Origin of the sequence: Chondrinema litorale (assembly GCF_026250525.1) — a bacterium.
Lineage (GTDB): Bacteria > Bacteroidota > Bacteroidia > Cytophagales > Flammeovirgaceae > Chondrinema > Chondrinema litorale.
Genome location: NZ_CP111043.1, coordinates 779281 through 794397 on the forward strand (window position 1 = coordinate 779281; position 15117 = coordinate 794397).

The 15117-nt window shown below is 33.6% G+C and carries 13 protein-coding genes; 3 read left to right on the plus strand and 10 right to left on the minus strand.

The window, feature by feature from the left end; translation table 11 throughout:
* Positions 1-39: 39 nt before the first annotated feature.
* Positions 40-627: an NfeD family protein gene (locus OQ292_RS03190; RefSeq protein WP_284684601.1), complete on the minus strand. Its 588-nt coding sequence runs from the start codon at positions 625-627 to the stop codon at positions 40-42.
* A 253-nt stretch (positions 628-880) separates the two neighbouring features.
* Between OQ292_RS03190 and OQ292_RS03195 the strand changes: the two genes are divergently transcribed.
* Positions 881-1288: a DUF983 domain-containing protein gene (locus tag OQ292_RS03195; protein WP_284684602.1), complete on the plus strand. Its 408-nt coding sequence runs from the start codon at positions 881-883 to the stop codon at positions 1286-1288.
* Positions 1289-1361: 73 nt separating this feature from the next.
* On the opposite strand, the gene OQ292_RS03200 is transcribed toward OQ292_RS03195, so the two are convergent.
* The 3 genes from OQ292_RS03200 to OQ292_RS03210 all read right to left on the minus strand — a co-directional run bounded on the left by OQ292_RS03200 (position 1362) and on the right by OQ292_RS03210 (position 6245).
* Positions 1362-2654 (minus strand): acetyl-CoA hydrolase/transferase family protein, encoded by a 1293-nt coding sequence (locus tag OQ292_RS03200; protein WP_284684603.1) that lies wholly within the window; start codon positions 2652-2654, stop codon positions 1362-1364.
* A 246-nt stretch (positions 2655-2900) separates the two neighbouring features.
* Positions 2901-4352 carry a hypothetical protein gene (locus OQ292_RS03205; protein WP_284684604.1) on the minus strand — a complete coding sequence of 484 codons (1452 nt, stop codon included), beginning with the start codon at positions 4350-4352 and terminating at the stop codon, positions 2901-2903.
* A gap of 711 nt (positions 4353-5063) precedes the next feature.
* Entirely contained in the window at positions 5064-6245 is a 1182-nt protein-coding gene (locus OQ292_RS03210; protein ID WP_284684605.1) for an arginase family protein, read from the minus strand.
* A 194-nt stretch (positions 6246-6439) separates the two neighbouring features.
* On the opposite strand from OQ292_RS03210, the gene OQ292_RS03215 reads away from it, so the two are divergent.
* Both OQ292_RS03215 and OQ292_RS03220 read left to right on the plus strand, forming a co-directional pair.
* Positions 6440-7588 (plus strand): DUF3078 domain-containing protein, encoded by a 1149-nt coding sequence (locus tag OQ292_RS03215; RefSeq protein ID WP_284684606.1) that lies wholly within the window; start codon positions 6440-6442, stop codon positions 7586-7588.
* 61 nt (positions 7589-7649) lie between these two features.
* Positions 7650-8570 carry a PfkB family carbohydrate kinase gene (locus OQ292_RS03220; protein ID WP_284684607.1) on the plus strand — a complete coding sequence of 307 codons (921 nt, stop codon included), beginning with the start codon at positions 7650-7652 and terminating at the stop codon, positions 8568-8570.
* A gap of 61 nt (positions 8571-8631) precedes the next feature.
* On the opposite strand, the gene OQ292_RS03225 is transcribed toward OQ292_RS03220, so the two are convergent.
* The 6 genes from OQ292_RS03225 to OQ292_RS03250 form a co-directional block, all read right to left on the minus strand.
* Complete coding sequence (locus OQ292_RS03225) at positions 8632-9912, minus strand: bifunctional folylpolyglutamate synthase/dihydrofolate synthase (RefSeq protein ID WP_284684608.1); 1281 nt, start codon at positions 9910-9912, stop codon at positions 8632-8634.
* Between the two features lie 26 nt (positions 9913-9938).
* A complete protein-coding gene (locus tag OQ292_RS03230; protein ID WP_284684609.1) occupies positions 9939-10829 on the minus strand; it encodes a hypothetical protein in 891 nt (296 codons plus the stop codon).
* A 27-nt stretch (positions 10830-10856) separates the two neighbouring features.
* On the minus strand, positions 10857-11249 hold the full coding sequence (locus OQ292_RS03235; RefSeq protein ID WP_284684610.1) for an ExbD/TolR family protein: 393 nt from the start codon (positions 11247-11249) through the stop codon (positions 10857-10859).
* Positions 11250-11305: 56 nt separating this feature from the next.
* Entirely contained in the window at positions 11306-11992 is a 687-nt protein-coding gene (locus OQ292_RS03240; protein WP_348970602.1) for a MotA/TolQ/ExbB proton channel family protein, read from the minus strand.
* A gap of 230 nt (positions 11993-12222) precedes the next feature.
* On the minus strand, positions 12223-13302 hold the full coding sequence (locus OQ292_RS03245; protein WP_284684612.1) for an SPOR domain-containing protein: 1080 nt from the start codon (positions 13300-13302) through the stop codon (positions 12223-12225).
* A gap of 97 nt (positions 13303-13399) precedes the next feature.
* The gene (locus tag OQ292_RS03250) at positions 13400-15088 is read right to left on the minus strand and encodes a TonB-dependent receptor (RefSeq protein WP_284684613.1); all 1689 of its coding nucleotides are present in this window, start codon (positions 15086-15088) and stop codon (positions 13400-13402) included.
* Positions 15089-15117 lie beyond the last annotated feature (29 nt).

The following is a 15117-nucleotide window of genomic DNA, read 5'->3' on the forward strand; positions in this document are numbered from 1 at the left end:
TATATTAGATTATGTAGATTAAATACTACTAACAACTTGTTAGTCAAGCACTTTTGCAGAGCTTAGCTCTTTATTATCGTAGAGTTCTACTAAAAGCTTTCCTTCTTCTACATCATAGACTATTACTTCTTTGCCAGTCTCTATTTTTTTACCGTCTGTAAGTGCATCAAAGATCACTAACCTGCCTTGCACCAACAATTGTACTTGACCTTCACCAGTTCTGGATTCTGGAATTCCCAGATATACTTCGGCTACTTTACCAATAGCATTTTTGATTTCTACATTTCCAGAATTTTCCAGATTTTTCATTTTATTAATCAAAAGTACTACAGTGCCAAAGCCTACGATACCAGCAATTAAAGAAGTAAGCAAAATGCCTCCTTCTCCCATATCTGTCTGGCTTTTAAACAGAATAGCAGACCAACTGCCCATACCTAAAAATGTAAGAATGGCTGAAAGTGTAACATCATCACCACCGATATCAAAATCGAGGTCTACATCTAAATCCAATCCAACGAGAGACAACAGAGTTTGTACGCCTAGTACAGAAGAAGACAGGGCAGCAATTGCCCAATAGATGGCTTCGGAAGGTGTGTCCACTCCAAATAATTCTTGTAGAGCTTCCATAATTTTATGTGTTGAATTGAAAAATCCTCCTTCTCAAATTTTAATAAAATGCTCTTTAAGCATTCTAATTAATTGGTCGAATATTGTTGATTGATATTACAAGATAGAGATAAAAAAAATTAAAAAATATGATTTTTATAGAAAGTGACTGTCTTAGTAGGCAATCTGATAAAGGAAAGTGAAATTGATTGAAGATAAGGATGTTATTCTCTCCATTAAACTTTAAATTTACACAAAAACATACTAAATAATTATGGAGGTTCATACAACGAATCAAACACCTAACCGCACTAAAATATCAGCTATAGTTGGTTTAAAATGTCCGCGATGTAGAGAAGGCCACATGTTCCAACACCCATTTCTGGCAAAGCCAATAAAGTTTAGTAAGATGCACGATAAATGTGAGCATTGCCAGCAAAGCTTTAACCCAGAGCCAGGTTTTTATATTGGTGCCATGTATTTTAGTTATGCTATTAATGTTGCTATTGTAATTACACTTTTTGTGGCTTTAAATACTATGATGGACAAACCTATACTTTCCATCTTGCTTTCTGGCACTATCATTCCAGCCATTTTAATGGTTCCTATCAATTTTAGAATTTCAAGATCATTAATGCTTCATCTTTTTGGCGGTATTGATTACGATCCGTCAAAGTCGTAAATTAAAAAAGCCTTTCTTTTCAAAAATTAAAAAGAAAGGCTGATGGTATAAAAGTATGTAAACTATTCTATTCTTACAATTTACCAAAACGTTCGTAAGCCATTTTCTCTAAGCTTTCGCGGTGAGAAGGATGAGCAATACTTATTAATGCTTTGGCTCTCTGTCTTAGGTTTTTACCGTAAAGGTTTACAACTCCATATTCAGTTACAATGTAATGAACGTGAGCACGAGTTGTGGTAACACCAGCTCCTTCTTTAAGGAAAGGAACAATTTTAGAAACTCCCTTTTTAGTAATAGACTGTAATGCTATAATTGGCTTTCCACCTTCAGATAGTGAAGCACCTCTCATAAAGTCCATCTGACCACCAACTCCTGAAAATTGTCTTGGCCCAATGGTATCTGCACAAATTTGACCTGTTAAGTCAATCTCTACGGCACTGTTTATAGCTGTTACTTTTGGATTTTTACGAATAATACTTGTATCGTTGGTATAGGCTGCATCTTTCATAGTAACAATAGGGTTGTCGTGTAAGAAGTCGTAAACCTTTTGTGTACCCATTACGAAACAAGCAGCAATTTTATGAGGTAATACCTTCTTCTCTTCTCCCGTTACCACGCCTCTTTTTACCAAGTCAATTAGACCATCTGAAAACATTTCGGTATGAACCCCTAAACGTTTATGGTTTGTAAGCTGAGTTAATACAGCATCTGGAACACCACCAATACCCATTTGTAAAGTTGCTCCATCATCTACCATGTCGGCAATGTATTTACCAATTTTAAATTCTTCTTCAGAAATTTCGTGGTGAGGAACAACAGTAATTGGATTATCAACTTCGATTAGTGAATCAATTTCGCTTATGTGAATTACACCATCTCCTAATGAACGAGGAGCTTGTGGGTTAACTTCTGCTATAATAAATTTAGCAGATTCTAAAGCAGCAACAGTCACATCAACAGACGAACCCAGTGAGCAATAACCATGTTGATCTGGAGGTGTAACAGTGATCATTGCAACATCTATTGGTAATATCTTTCTCCTAAATAAATAAGGAACTTCACTTAAAAATATTGGTATATAATCAGCATCACCTTGTTGCACCGCTTTTCTGGCATTACTACCAACAAAACAAGCATTATGTCTAAAGCTTTTTGCGAGTTCTGGGTTTGTATATGGAGCTGGACCTTCTGTGTGAATATGTATAACTTCAACATCTCTTAGTTCATCTGCTCTACTAATCATAGCATTAATTAATGTATGAGGAGCCATAGAAACACTGTGAACAAAAACTCTATCACCAGTTCTAATACATGACACAGCTTCTTCAGCAGTAGTATATCGAGGTCTTTTGAAATGATCTGCCATCTTCATTTATATTGTTTAGATTAAATAGATATCCTTTTCTTTAATTCGATTCAAAACTATAAAGCAAGTAGTCTCAGAAATATGACTTTTGTCTTATTATTAAAAGACATTTGTTTCAAACCGAAAAAAAATCCCACAAATTGGTTTAAAAAATCACATTAGAACCACAATACTATAAAATAGGCATAAAACAAAAAAAGCATCCGATATGGATGCTTCCTGTAAATATGTTTAGTAAGTGTAAGATCACATGCTATTCGCCATAAGCTCTACAAAACGATCATCCATTTCTATAAACTGAGTAGGACTAAACAATCTTGCCGGCTTAATAGCTTCCATTTTGCCAATTAGACTTCTAATCTTCATGGCTTTATCTTTTTTAGCTGGGCTTATCGCAATTTTCAATATTTTAATGAATATCACGATATCTTCACTCATATCTTTACCCAATATTCTTATCTGACGTTGGATACTATTTACTAATTGAGAGAACAAGTCGTCGTCTTTTTTACATGCATACATTAATGCAAGAATCGACTTAATCTCCAACATCGCATAAGGATATTTTTTAAGACTTATCTCATTAAGTAAGTTGTTAATTTCTCTTGCTGCTTCGTCAAATTTGCCTACATAGTAACAAGAAATTGCTCTATACATTACATAATTAATATATTTCGGCAAGTCTTCTTTATCACACTCGAATCCTTCAAATAATCTTTGATTTTCAGCATACAAATCAGCCTCACACTTCAATCTGATGTGTCTACTTAATTTGGTATTTAAGAATTGTGGAGAATAAGCATAAAGACCATAATTAGTAAGTAAAGTACCAGCCTTTTCATTTACTTGATCAAAATACTTCTCAGCTTTTCTAAATACTTTGTAATGTGTGTAGTACTCTAACCTTAAGTATTCGAAAACCAGTTTTAAGTGGAAGTAAATAGAATCTAGATAATACTCTTCAAATATTTTTTCAACATTGTCAAGTATATCTTCTATCGGCTCTTTAGTATCATCAGTTTTCTCACCATCTTCAATAAACAGACGATGGAAAATACTCAAACAGTTTTGATAAACATATAACCTGTGAGATTTATAAAGTTTACACACATTATCCATCTCATTACTTAACAGGTTAAGCTCCATTTTATCGATCTCATCACCTGTTAGTGTAAACTCACCAAACTTTTTGAAATACTGGGCTAGAAGATCTTCAGCTTTGTCTACTGCCAGCATATAAGCTACGTGCTTGTTATATAGCTGAGAGTATTCAAAATAATCTTCTGAGTTTATATGTAATTTTTTAAGAGTCTTATATACGATAGTTAATTCATTAGAAAGATCATATGCCAACAACTCCTTTTCAAGCTTCTTAAGCGTTGCTATTGATATTGCTTTCTTCTTGGTGAAAATAATTTCGTTTATGTTAGAAACTTTTTTCAACAAGTCCGTTCTAGGGCTCTCCATTTGTTGAAGAAGGTACTCTTCAATTTTTTGGTTAAGTCTTGATCTTAATGTGTAATACGCATTTGTATTTACATCAAGCTCACTCATAATTTTAGCATCAGAAAGTTGCCTTAACCTCATTGCCTCAAGCAAATATGCAGATTTATCTGCATTGCTTTCTATTAATAGTTCATGTATCGACTGATAATCACCTGAAGAAAGTTGCTTGATAATGTGTTTCAATTTTGCCATATCCTTTACAAATCTGATTTCTAATGAAAAGGAGTATTACTCCGATGGTACATAATTCAAAAAGCTGATTAAATTCAATTTTTGTATTTTGAATAAGGATGTAATGAATTAATAAATAGCTAAATAAATTGAGTGTTTTATGAATATTACATCCGTTTATAAAATCATTTGAAGTTGATAGCTTATTAAACCCTTGATTTGTATTACCTTAAAAAGAGTAATTTTTCTATCGAGGTACGATATTATTTAATATAGTATCTAACCTACTTCTCAATGTATTATTATATAATATTTTAAATATTTTTATAACTTTTTTTTAAACTGGATTTACTTAAAATAAGCAAATACTCATATTTTAAGGAGAAAGAACAAAAATATTTAATTTAAAAAATAAGCTCTAAAAACAGCAAAAAAGAAATTGTACAAAACAAAGATTTGCCTAGAATTAAATCCATTTTGCAATTCAAAAAAAATATTACTGTTTTCTTGTTATTAATAGTAGCATTATCATTTTAAAAATGAAAATTTTCGAGAATGGCCTTAATGTAATATTTTTACACAAAATCTAACAGTGATTTATACTTTTTAACAGTATTTTGGCTAAATAAGTAGTTTAATAATGATTTAAGCTCTCTTATTAGGTACTTGACTGATGTTATTTTTAAATGAAATTAATCAAATTGCATGAAAAAAAATTAAACTTCAATCCTACTAAGAGTACTTTTCCATCGCTTTTAACCAACGGTCGGGAATGTTACCTGTATTAGCAATTTCGTAATCTGCATAGCTGCAAGGGATTATTATGTTTCTCCCGAATTCTTTCATTTCACTTAGACTCACTGGTATTTCCATCCACCATTTGTCAGTAATTTTACTCTTGTAAAAAACCAAATTATGAACAGGTAATTTTTCATTGATAGCAGCAAGTGGTACAATGTACTTTATGTGAAAATTACTTTTAAAACTGTATTCTTTTTTCCTATGTGCAAAGCCTTCAATAAAGTACCAAATCATGGTAGAAATAACTTTTGCCGAAATACTATTTTCATCTATATCTGTATCTAAGCCATAAAATCCAACAGATGTTAGTTTTTCATTTGTTCCTGCATACCAGCTTAGTTGGCAAGCTTCTTCTCCTGTAAGACCAAACGGGTGCACTTTAGTTTTGAGAGGCATTTCTGCATTTCTAATTGCAGTTACATCAAAACTGAGCATATCTGCACTTCTTACCAAAGGTTCTACATCTTCGAATTTATCTCGCATTTGCCCAATGCTTTTTAACTCAAAATTTAATTTTTGGAAAGTTTCTAAAACTTTTAAGTCAACAAAGTAGCGCTGATACCCTAATTGAGTATAGTCAAAAAGATAGTTTGGGTGATGTAGTAAAATTCTTTGAACATGGCCAAACTTTTCTTTTTGAGCCAAAGTCATGTCAATTGTTGCATCTACATTTACAACAGCCAACATTTTCTCCAAATCTTGATAAGCAAGAAACTGAGCAAAATCTAATTCATGGTCACCTCCAATAATTAGAGGTAAAGTATCATGCTTAAGTAGCATACTGCACACTTCAGCTAGTCTTTCTATAGTTTCGTCCGAGTTTTCACCTAATCGCAGGCAACCTAAATCAACTATTTTTAATTCTTTAGTTACAGATTTAAGCTGATATAATGACTTTCTGATAGAGGAAGCTGATGTTATTGAAGAGGTATCAGATTGAGAATATTTAGTGCTAAAGCGATATTCTTCTGTTGAAATGATAGCAATTTCTGCATCCTCCCAATTAGGAAAATCATTACAATGAAATTCTATGGTTGATGCAATATTTGGATCAGCTGTAAAAACTTGAACTTCTTCTTCTGTAAACTGATTAAAAAATAAACGTAGGCTCATGAAACAGGAAAAAATTGGAAGTTCCAAAAATCATAAAATAAGTTAAACAGAGCAATTACTTATATATATAATTATTGACACTATTACCTAAAAAATTTAATTTTGAATCCTAAGTTAAAAAACAATCATTATTAAATTATAACCGCAATTAACGTTAATCTATAATTATCATATTGAAGTTGAAGAAACTACTCATGAGGGTCTTAAACCAATTATTTACAAATCGCTTTACTATAATTTTTCTATTTACCAGCTTATTAAATTCTATCCTATATGAAGTTCAAGCACAAGACGAACAGGCTACAAAAGATTCCATCTCTCATATAAATAAATATCAAGCATTTTTTAAGGGTGATAGCTTGAGTGTAAGTCAACTCAACGACAGTACTTATATCTTTAATAATAGTGATACGCTATTCCTTTTAAAACTAGTACAAGATATTGAAAAGCAAGTAAAAAAGCAGGATACTTTAAAAATTGTATCTACAGGAACTCCCGAGCAAGCAAAACCAAAAAACTGGAAAAAGAAAGGTACTTTTAACCTTAACTTTTCTAATGTAGGCCTTACCAATTGGGCTAGTGGTGGCCAGAGCGCCATTTCTCTTGGAAGTATTATTTATTTAGAAGCTGTACGTGAAACTGATCAGAGTGCTTGGACCAATTCGCTAAGAACAGCATTTGGTATTACTAAACTTAATGGTACTTCGATAAGAAAAGCGGATGATGCAATTAAAATATCTACGCAGTTTAGCAAGAAATTTAGCAAAAAATGGAGTTTTTCAAACAAGTTTGAAATTAACACACAACTCTACGAGGGTATTAGTTATAGCACTGATAGCAATGGCGACGAAATTGAAGAAAAAATATCAAACTTTTTAGCCCCTGGAAGGTTTGAGGTTTCAACAGGTGTTCAGTATGAAACTAAAAAAGAAGAATTTAAACTTAATGGGATGTTTTCACCTATCTCTGGTAAATTAACCATGGTTTTAGATGATTCTGTAGATGTAGAAGACTATGGCGTTGAAGAAGGCAAAAAAGTATTGTCGGAGGTAGGTATGCAATTTACATCTGAGTTGAGCACTAAATTTATGCAAAACGTTACCTTTAAGAATAACCTACAACTTTTCGCTAACTACTTAAAACTAGATAAAATAGATGTTTATTGGGAAACACTTTTGGTTTTAAAAGTTAGTAAGTTTCTTAATACCAACTTTTCTACTAACCTCATTTACGACGATGACATTGATATAAGCATTACCGATGACGCTGGAAATGTTGTAGCCACTGGACCAAGAACTCAATTTAAGCACGTTCTTAACGTGGGGATGAACTTTATTTTTTAAGTTTGTACCACAATATTATAGCATTAGAATAGCTATTATTAAAACTAAATTTTTTTATTAAATGAGTTTATTAACAGTAGGAACAGTTGCATTCGACGCAATAGAAACTCCTTTTGGAAAAACTGATAAAATCATAGGAGGATCTGCTACATATGGCTCACTTGCCGCCTCTTATTTTACAGATCAGGTTAAGTTAGTAGCAGTAGTAGGAGATGATTTCCCAAAGGCAGATATCAGATTGCTAGAGTCTCATGGCATCGACACTGAAGGCCTTCAAATTAAAGCAGGAGAAAAATCATTTTTCTGGTCAGGAAAGTATCATATCGATATGAACTCAAGAGATACTCTTGTTACAGAATTAAATGTATTAGAAAGCTTTGATCCGGTAATTCCAGATAGTTACCAAGGAGTTGAATATTTAATGTTAGGAAACCTTTCTCCACAGGTTCAAAAAGCTGTTATTGAAAGACTCGACCAAAAACCTAAGCTCATAATGATGGACACCATGAATTTCTGGATGGACATCGCAATGAAAGAACTTAAAGAAACTATTGCCTTAGTTGATGTTCTTTCTATTAATGATGCTGAAGCACGCCAACTTTCTGGTGAGTATTCTTTAGTGAAAGCCGCTAAGAAAATTATGGAGATGGGGCCTAAAACCCTTATAATTAAAAAAGGAGAAAATGGTGCTCTACTATTTAATGGAGACAGTGTTTTCTTTGCTCCTGCCCTTCCATTAGAAGAAGTATTTGACCCAACCGGAGCTGGAGATACCTTTGCTGGTGGTTTTATCGGATACCTTGCAAAAACTGATGATACCTCTTTTAACAACATGAAAAAAGCAGTTATTTATGGTTCTGCTTTGGCTTCTTTTGCTGTTGAGAAATTTGGTACTGAAAGAATTATTAAAATTAGTGATGATGAAATGGAAGACAGAATCCATAGATTTATCGACCTAGTACAATTAGAAGGTAAGTTCTAAGAATCTGCCTCTATTTTCTAAAAATATTAATCCCGGTAATTTATTTATCGGGATTATTTTTTTAAAGCTCTTCAATTTCAGCTACTACAAAGTTGCTCCCTCCTATAAAAATCATATCTGTGATGCCAGCATTTTGTTTAGCAGTTTGAACAGCCGCTTTTACAGATATATATGATTGATGATTTAAATTCAATTTTTTAGCATTCTCACTTAAATAATCGACCTCAACTGCTCTATCGTTATCGGGTTTACAGAAGTAAAAAATTGCATCAGATGGAAAATGACTTAACATTCTAGCCGCGTTCTTTTCTTTTAGCATTCCAAATACAATGTGTAACTTCTCATATTTCACTTTTCTTAATTGGCTTGCTACTACCTTTAAACCTTCTTCATTATGTCCCACATCGCAAATTACTAGCGGATTTTCTTGTAAGGTTTGCCACCTCCCTTTTAAACCTGTGATGTTTTGAACTGCAATTAAAGCTTCTTCAACATCTTCATCTTTTATAATAAAATCTCCTTTAGAATTAAGGATATCAATCGTTTGTAAAACTCCTTGTAAGTTTTTGAATTGGTGCTCGCCTGGCAGTGAAAATGCTAAATGGTTGAAAAGTAATTTTCCATTTTTATTTATCCTAATTCCATCTTCTTCTACTAAGATTTCATAAGCTTTATCTGCAAAAGAAATTGGTACATTTAGTGAGCTTGCTTTATTAATAAAAACCTGATCTGTTTCTGATTGCGATTCACTAATTACTACAGGCACATTTTCTTTAATAATTCCGGCTTTTTCACTCGCAATTTCGGGGAGGTTATTTCCTAAAATATGCACATGATCTAAACCAATGTTGGTGATTAGCGCTACTTCTGGTAAAATAATATTTGTTGCATCTAACCTGCCACCCAAACCTGTTTCGACAATGGCAATATCTATATTTTGTTTTGCAAAGTAATCGAAAGCCAATGCGACTGTTACCTCAAAAAACGATGGTTGAATTTCTTCAATTACACTTTGGTAAGTAGTAATCCACTGAGCAATAAACTCTTCTTCTACTTCAATACCATTTATTTTAATTCTTTCTGTGAAGCTTTTTAGATGGGGTGATGTATAAAGACCCGTTTTATATCCTGCCTTTTGCAAAATAGCAGCCAGCATATGAGATGAGCTCCCTTTGCCATTTGTACCTGCTACATGAATAGATTTAAATGCATTTTGTGGGTTCCCAAGTTTTTGACAAAGCTTTAAGATGTTGCCAAAACCGGGTTTGTATGCCTTATCGCCCGTTTTCTGAAAAAAGGGCAAACAGGCATACATAAAATCAAGGGCTTCCTTATAGTTCAATTCAATAAGGTTAAACTTTTGAATATTTACCTTGCAGTGATGATAAAAGTAATTCTACCAGTTGTAATTCTTGGCGGATCAATCATATCACTTTCTTGCTCAAAGATCAAATCCATAATTGCATTTTTATAGGAGTTAATTACGTTCCTATCTGCGATATCTGAATAAACTCTTTCAGCACTTATTACTTCACCTTCATCATCAATCTTAACTTCAAATACCAATTTACCAGTCATAGATGAATTATCTACTACTTTTGGTGCGCTTTCCCACTGCCAGCCTGGCATATCAAGAGAAGAGCCACCAGAACCTCCACCACCTAGTAAGGCATCAGAATTTAGACTGCCATTTTGTTTACCTTGGTCGCCTGTACCAGTTGTATTACCATTGCTATTTTTCTTATTTTCATCAGCCGTACCTTCTCCTCCAAGTAAAGTAGCCGGGTTTGCTTCTTTTTTCTTTTCCTCTACTTTTTTCTCCTCAGCTTTTTCTTTAACCTCTTCTTTTTTTACTTTTTCTTCTGGTACTGCCTCCACAGATTCGTCAACCTGCGCATCTGTAACAGCAACTGTCTGATTAGGCACTTCTGTATTATCTACACTTTCGTTCGATTCCTGAACAGGTTCTACTTCTTGTGTATTTTGAGTGTTTTCAGTTACAGGTTGTATAGTTTCAGGAGTTGGTTTGGCTTCATCCAGACTTTCGTTGAGGTTTGCTGGAGCCTTACTCTGAGCATCTCCAGAACCAAAATCATCTGTACCGAAATTTATCTCCATGCCATAGTCTGTAATAGGCTCTATAGATGGGCGCCACACTACCATATTCATCAAAAAAACAATGAATAAAGCAAATATGATTACTCCTGTAACCATGCCTATATTTCTGGCTTTGCGTTCTTCAGCTTTTAGATCATACATATCTTGCTGCTTTTTGTGAATTAATAATTAATCAGGTTTTGTTGCAAGAGTTACTTTAGCATTTAGCTTGGTTGCAATTCCGGCTACGTTTACCAGATACTGTACTGGCACGTCTTTATCAATAGAAATTACAACAACTCCTTGCTCCTCTCCTGATAACTGGTAACGCAATTCGTCTTCTAAAAGATCAAATGGAATGTTTACTTCATTCACATAGTATTTAAAATCTTTATCTATACCTACATTAATTTTAGGCAAAACTTTCTTAGAAGCCTTACTAGATGGCACGCTAATGTCCAGTCCAGAAGGAGTTACAAAGTTTGATGTAAGCATAAAAAAGATCAACAACAGAAATATCATGTCTGTCATTGAAGACATATTAAAATTGGGATCAACTTTATTTTTAGACTGAAAACCCATAATATTTTTATTTGATTATCTGTGTAAAGATTGAAACAGGTATTACCTGAAACTGTTTAGTTTGGTCTTTGTAGCAAGTCTATAAACTCGATAGAAGTTACTTCCATTTTGTGGATTACCTCAGATACCTGTCTTACTAAATAGTTGTAGCATACATAAGCCAAAATACCCACAAATAAACCACCAGCAGTAGTAATCATTGCTTCGTATATACCAGAAGAAAGTAATTTAGGGCTTACTGAACCTTCTTCTTGTGAAATGGCGATAAAGGCATTGATCATACCGATTACAGTACCAAAGAAGCCGATCATAGGAGCTGCACCAGATATAGTACCTAAAATCGAAATATTCTTTTCAAGTCTATAAATTTCAATTTTACCTACGTTTTCAACCGCGGCCTCAATATTCTTTAATGATGAACCAATGTGAGTTAATCCGGTAGTAAGCATACGAGACATAGGTGTAGTTACCTCACGACAAGCAGAAGTTGCACCATCAATATCACCTCTTAAAACAGCCGTATTAACTTTATTCAATAATGGCTCAGGATCACCCTGTGCTTTTTTAAGAAGAATTAATCGCTCAATAAAAACTACAAGGGCTACCAATGCCAATACTCCAAGTATGGCCATAATCCATCCCCCTTTAGTCACCAATTCCCAAAGTTCTATTTGATCTTGTAATACAGGGCTGGTGATTCCCTCTTTTACCACATTAAGCGTATCCTCTGAAGGCTGTAGCATGAGATTCATTGATTTAGTTGAGATTATTTATTAATGGTATAAAAATGCATCTAAAAGAATGCTTGAAAAAATCTTAATTTTTTAAAAAATAAGGCTTATCAAATTAAAACAAACTTATATAATTTTTCAAACGAAAAACCTGAGAAATGTTTAATTCTTAGAATTTTTTCAGCATTTAACAGGCATTAATATTTTATTATTCTATAGTAAAAGCTATCTAAAAAATACTATCAGAATTTAAACACCCAAATGCTATCGTAGTCACCTTTAGCATCCTGAACTTTTTTATCTGCATCTGCTTTGCTAGCAAAATCGGCTAATGAAACCCTGTATTTACCAGCACCAGCTTCTACTACTTTAGCTTCTGTATAACCCTGAGCAACTAGTTTATCTCTTCTTTTCATTGCATTCTCTTTATCAGGATAACTGGCTATACTCAGATAGTAATGACCATTTTTAGCATCTACAAATGCTTCAGAAGAACTAGATAATGGATTTGTAACGGGCGGCTTAACTTCTTCTTTAGGAGCTTCTTCCTTGTTTTGATCTTCAGCAGTTGAATTATCTGTGCCCTCATCTGTTGTTTCAGCAGTAGTTTCGGTTGAATTATCCGCTATACTATCTTCTGCAACTGCATTATTTGTTGAGTCACTAGTTACATCAGAATTAGCTGTATCATCAGTTTTATCACCACCAAAAATACCAGCTTCGGCACTTGCGAGCATATTAGTTGCCTTACTTCTGGCTCCTTCGTCGATCATCAACCAAACTGCTAACAATACAATAATGATAGATGGAATTAAAATAGCCCACAGTGTTGCCTCTGGAAACTTTTTAGTTGTTTCTTCTTCCTCTTCTTCTGGTGCCGCTTCGTCTGTAATTATTTCGTCTTCGCTTAATGGAGTAATTGTCAACTTTGGCAAACCGTAACTGTTTCCACCAAAAGTAGATCCTTCATTTTTAAAAGTAATATTGCCGTATAAACCTTTCTCAAATACACCAAAACCATCAATAGTGTAGCTATCGTTTTGGTTTACTTCTTCTTTTACTTTATTACCAAACTCATTTACTTCATCAACAACCTCTTCTCTATCTCTTTGAGTTTTATAGATGATAAATTCAACCAATGAATCTTCTGCATCTCCATAGCCAATATCATCGATAAAAACTATCTCAGAAGATGGTGGTTTTAAAATACCAGTTTCTTCATCCATATGCGCACTTACAGGTTGGGAAGTAAAGGTACCGAAACCCGGAACAGACACTGTGTTTTTTTCCTGTAAAGCTTCTGCTAAAAAATCTGAAATCATTATTGTAAAAATTTGAAGCCCTAAAATGTATAAACCGCTAAATGGAATAAATTGTATTTTTTCTAGCTAAGAATTGCTATTTTCTATTAAAAAACGACTAAAATCCAAAACTATTCAATCGGTAAGTCACTCCCAACAATACATTTATTCCTTTTCGATCATAATACAAATATCTTTCGTATTTTTTTGATATAATATTGTTTAAAGCCATAAAAGCCGAAAAATTACTATTAATTACATAGTCTGCTTTTAAGTTTAGGTCTATTATACCATCTAAATCTATTGTATTACCTGTAACAGGTTCTCTTGCTTGTAAACCTGAGATATGATAAAGGTCTAGATTCACGAACAATTTATTCTGATGGTTGTAACTGGCTGAAAGGGTATTTAACAAACTTGGGCGATGAAATGGTGCATCCAATGAGTCTGTTCCATAATTATAATAATTGGTAGTGTAAACTGCACGTACCGGACCAATTTCTGCAGATGCTTCAACTTTTAAGTTTAATACACCGACTCCACTATTTTCATAAAATACATCAAACTTAGACTGGTCTGCATCACTATTAATAAAATAGTATAAGTTCTTAATGCTACTGTAACCAGCTTCTGCTTTAAAACCAAGTTTACCATTAGGAGCAGTTTCTACACCAGCAGCTAATTCTATTTGCTTATCGGTATGCGCTAAAGCGACATTTGGCCCAATAAAAGGATTTTCTCTACTTAAACTTCTTAATGTAACCTGTTCTAAGCCTCCTGTTAATCTTCCGTAAAGTGCTACTTTATCTTCAATCAATCCGTATTTTGCATGAATATCTGGGTAAATTCTGAATCGATTTTTAACAAAAGTAGAATCGCCATTGTAAGCAATCTTAACACCCGCAGTAATATTAAACTGATCGTATTGATAGTGATAAGCTGCTCCCATTAAGAATAAGTTTCTATTTACTTTGGCAGAATCATTCTTTGAGGCAAAGATTAAATTTGCATTTACATCAACAAATGACTCATCGCTAAATTCGTATTTGCCTTTTCCGTGTAGATTGAGGTTTGTTTCTGAAGCCTCGTAATTATCGCTAAGCGCATAAAAATCAACTCCAGCTTCGTAATGAATATCGGCTAAAGGATCGTCGTTCATAAAACTGGTTCCAATATCAAAGACATTATAAACCTGCTTGATATTATCTGCATCGAAATCTGCTGCCAATGGAATGGTATCGTAACCATAAAAATGCACAGCGTTTCTTTCGTATCCGATATTACCTTTTAGAATTCCGCCTGTTAAAAAGTATTTACCTGAAAGATCGATACTGTTATAACTGTTAGCAGAATTCTCTTTATCAATCGGTCCTCTTTGAGAAGATAGGTGTTTCACATTACCACCGTATTGGAAAATGCCTTCGTCACCACCGTAGTAATGACCTTCTAAATAAGTTGTAAAATAGTTACCTAAACCAGCTTTAAAATATCCATCTACTGGTTGTAAATAATCTTCTGCGGGTTTTCTTAACTCTGCAGCATCGAGCTCTGGCATAATCCCGGGTAAATCTAGCACCAGTGGATTTAAGCTATATTGTTGCGGTGCAGTACTTCTTTCCCTCTCGATTTTTTCCATTTTATCGAGTTGTTTGGGTTTAGTAGGCAATTCCAGCACACTCTCTTTTTCAATGAGCAAGCGGGCATCGTTTAAATCTCCACCTTCTTCCCACTCCTGTTGAGCCATACCTTGCAAAACAGCTATAAACATCAAAAAAGTTGTCAGTCCTATTCTTATCTTTATATTCATCCTCAAAATGAAATATTTATATGATATTT

Coding starts and splice junctions, on each gene's coding strand:
- OQ292_RS03190 (WP_284684601.1), bottom strand. CDS start 627: ATGGAAGCTCTACAAGAATTATTTGGAGTGGACACACCTTCCGAAGCC.
- OQ292_RS03195 (WP_284684602.1), top strand. CDS start 881: ATGGAGGTTCATACAACGAATCAAACACCTAACCGCACTAAAATATCA.
- OQ292_RS03200 (WP_284684603.1), bottom strand. CDS start 2,654: ATGGCAGATCATTTCAAAAGACCTCGATATACTACTGCTGAAGAAGCT.
- OQ292_RS03205 (WP_284684604.1), bottom strand. CDS start 4,352: ATGGCAAAATTGAAACACATTATCAAGCAACTTTCTTCAGGTGATTAT.
- OQ292_RS03210 (WP_284684605.1), bottom strand. CDS start 6,245: ATGAGCCTACGTTTATTTTTTAATCAGTTTACAGAAGAAGAAGTTCAA.
- OQ292_RS03215 (WP_284684606.1), top strand. CDS start 6,440: ATGAGGGTCTTAAACCAATTATTTACAAATCGCTTTACTATAATTTTT.
- OQ292_RS03220 (WP_284684607.1), top strand. CDS start 7,650: ATGAGTTTATTAACAGTAGGAACAGTTGCATTCGACGCAATAGAAACT.
- OQ292_RS03230 (WP_284684609.1), bottom strand. CDS start 10,829: ATGTATGATCTAAAAGCTGAAGAACGCAAAGCCAGAAATATAGGCATG.
- OQ292_RS03235 (WP_284684610.1), bottom strand. CDS start 11,249: ATGGGTTTTCAGTCTAAAAATAAAGTTGATCCCAATTTTAATATGTCT.
- OQ292_RS03240 (WP_348970602.1), bottom strand. CDS start 11,992: ATGCTACAGCCTTCAGAGGATACGCTTAATGTGGTAAAAGAGGGAATC.
- OQ292_RS03245 (WP_284684612.1), bottom strand. CDS start 13,302: ATGATTTCAGATTTTTTAGCAGAAGCTTTACAGGAAAAAAACACAGTG.
- OQ292_RS03250 (WP_284684613.1), bottom strand. CDS start 15,088: ATGAATATAAAGATAAGAATAGGACTGACAACTTTTTTGATGTTTATA.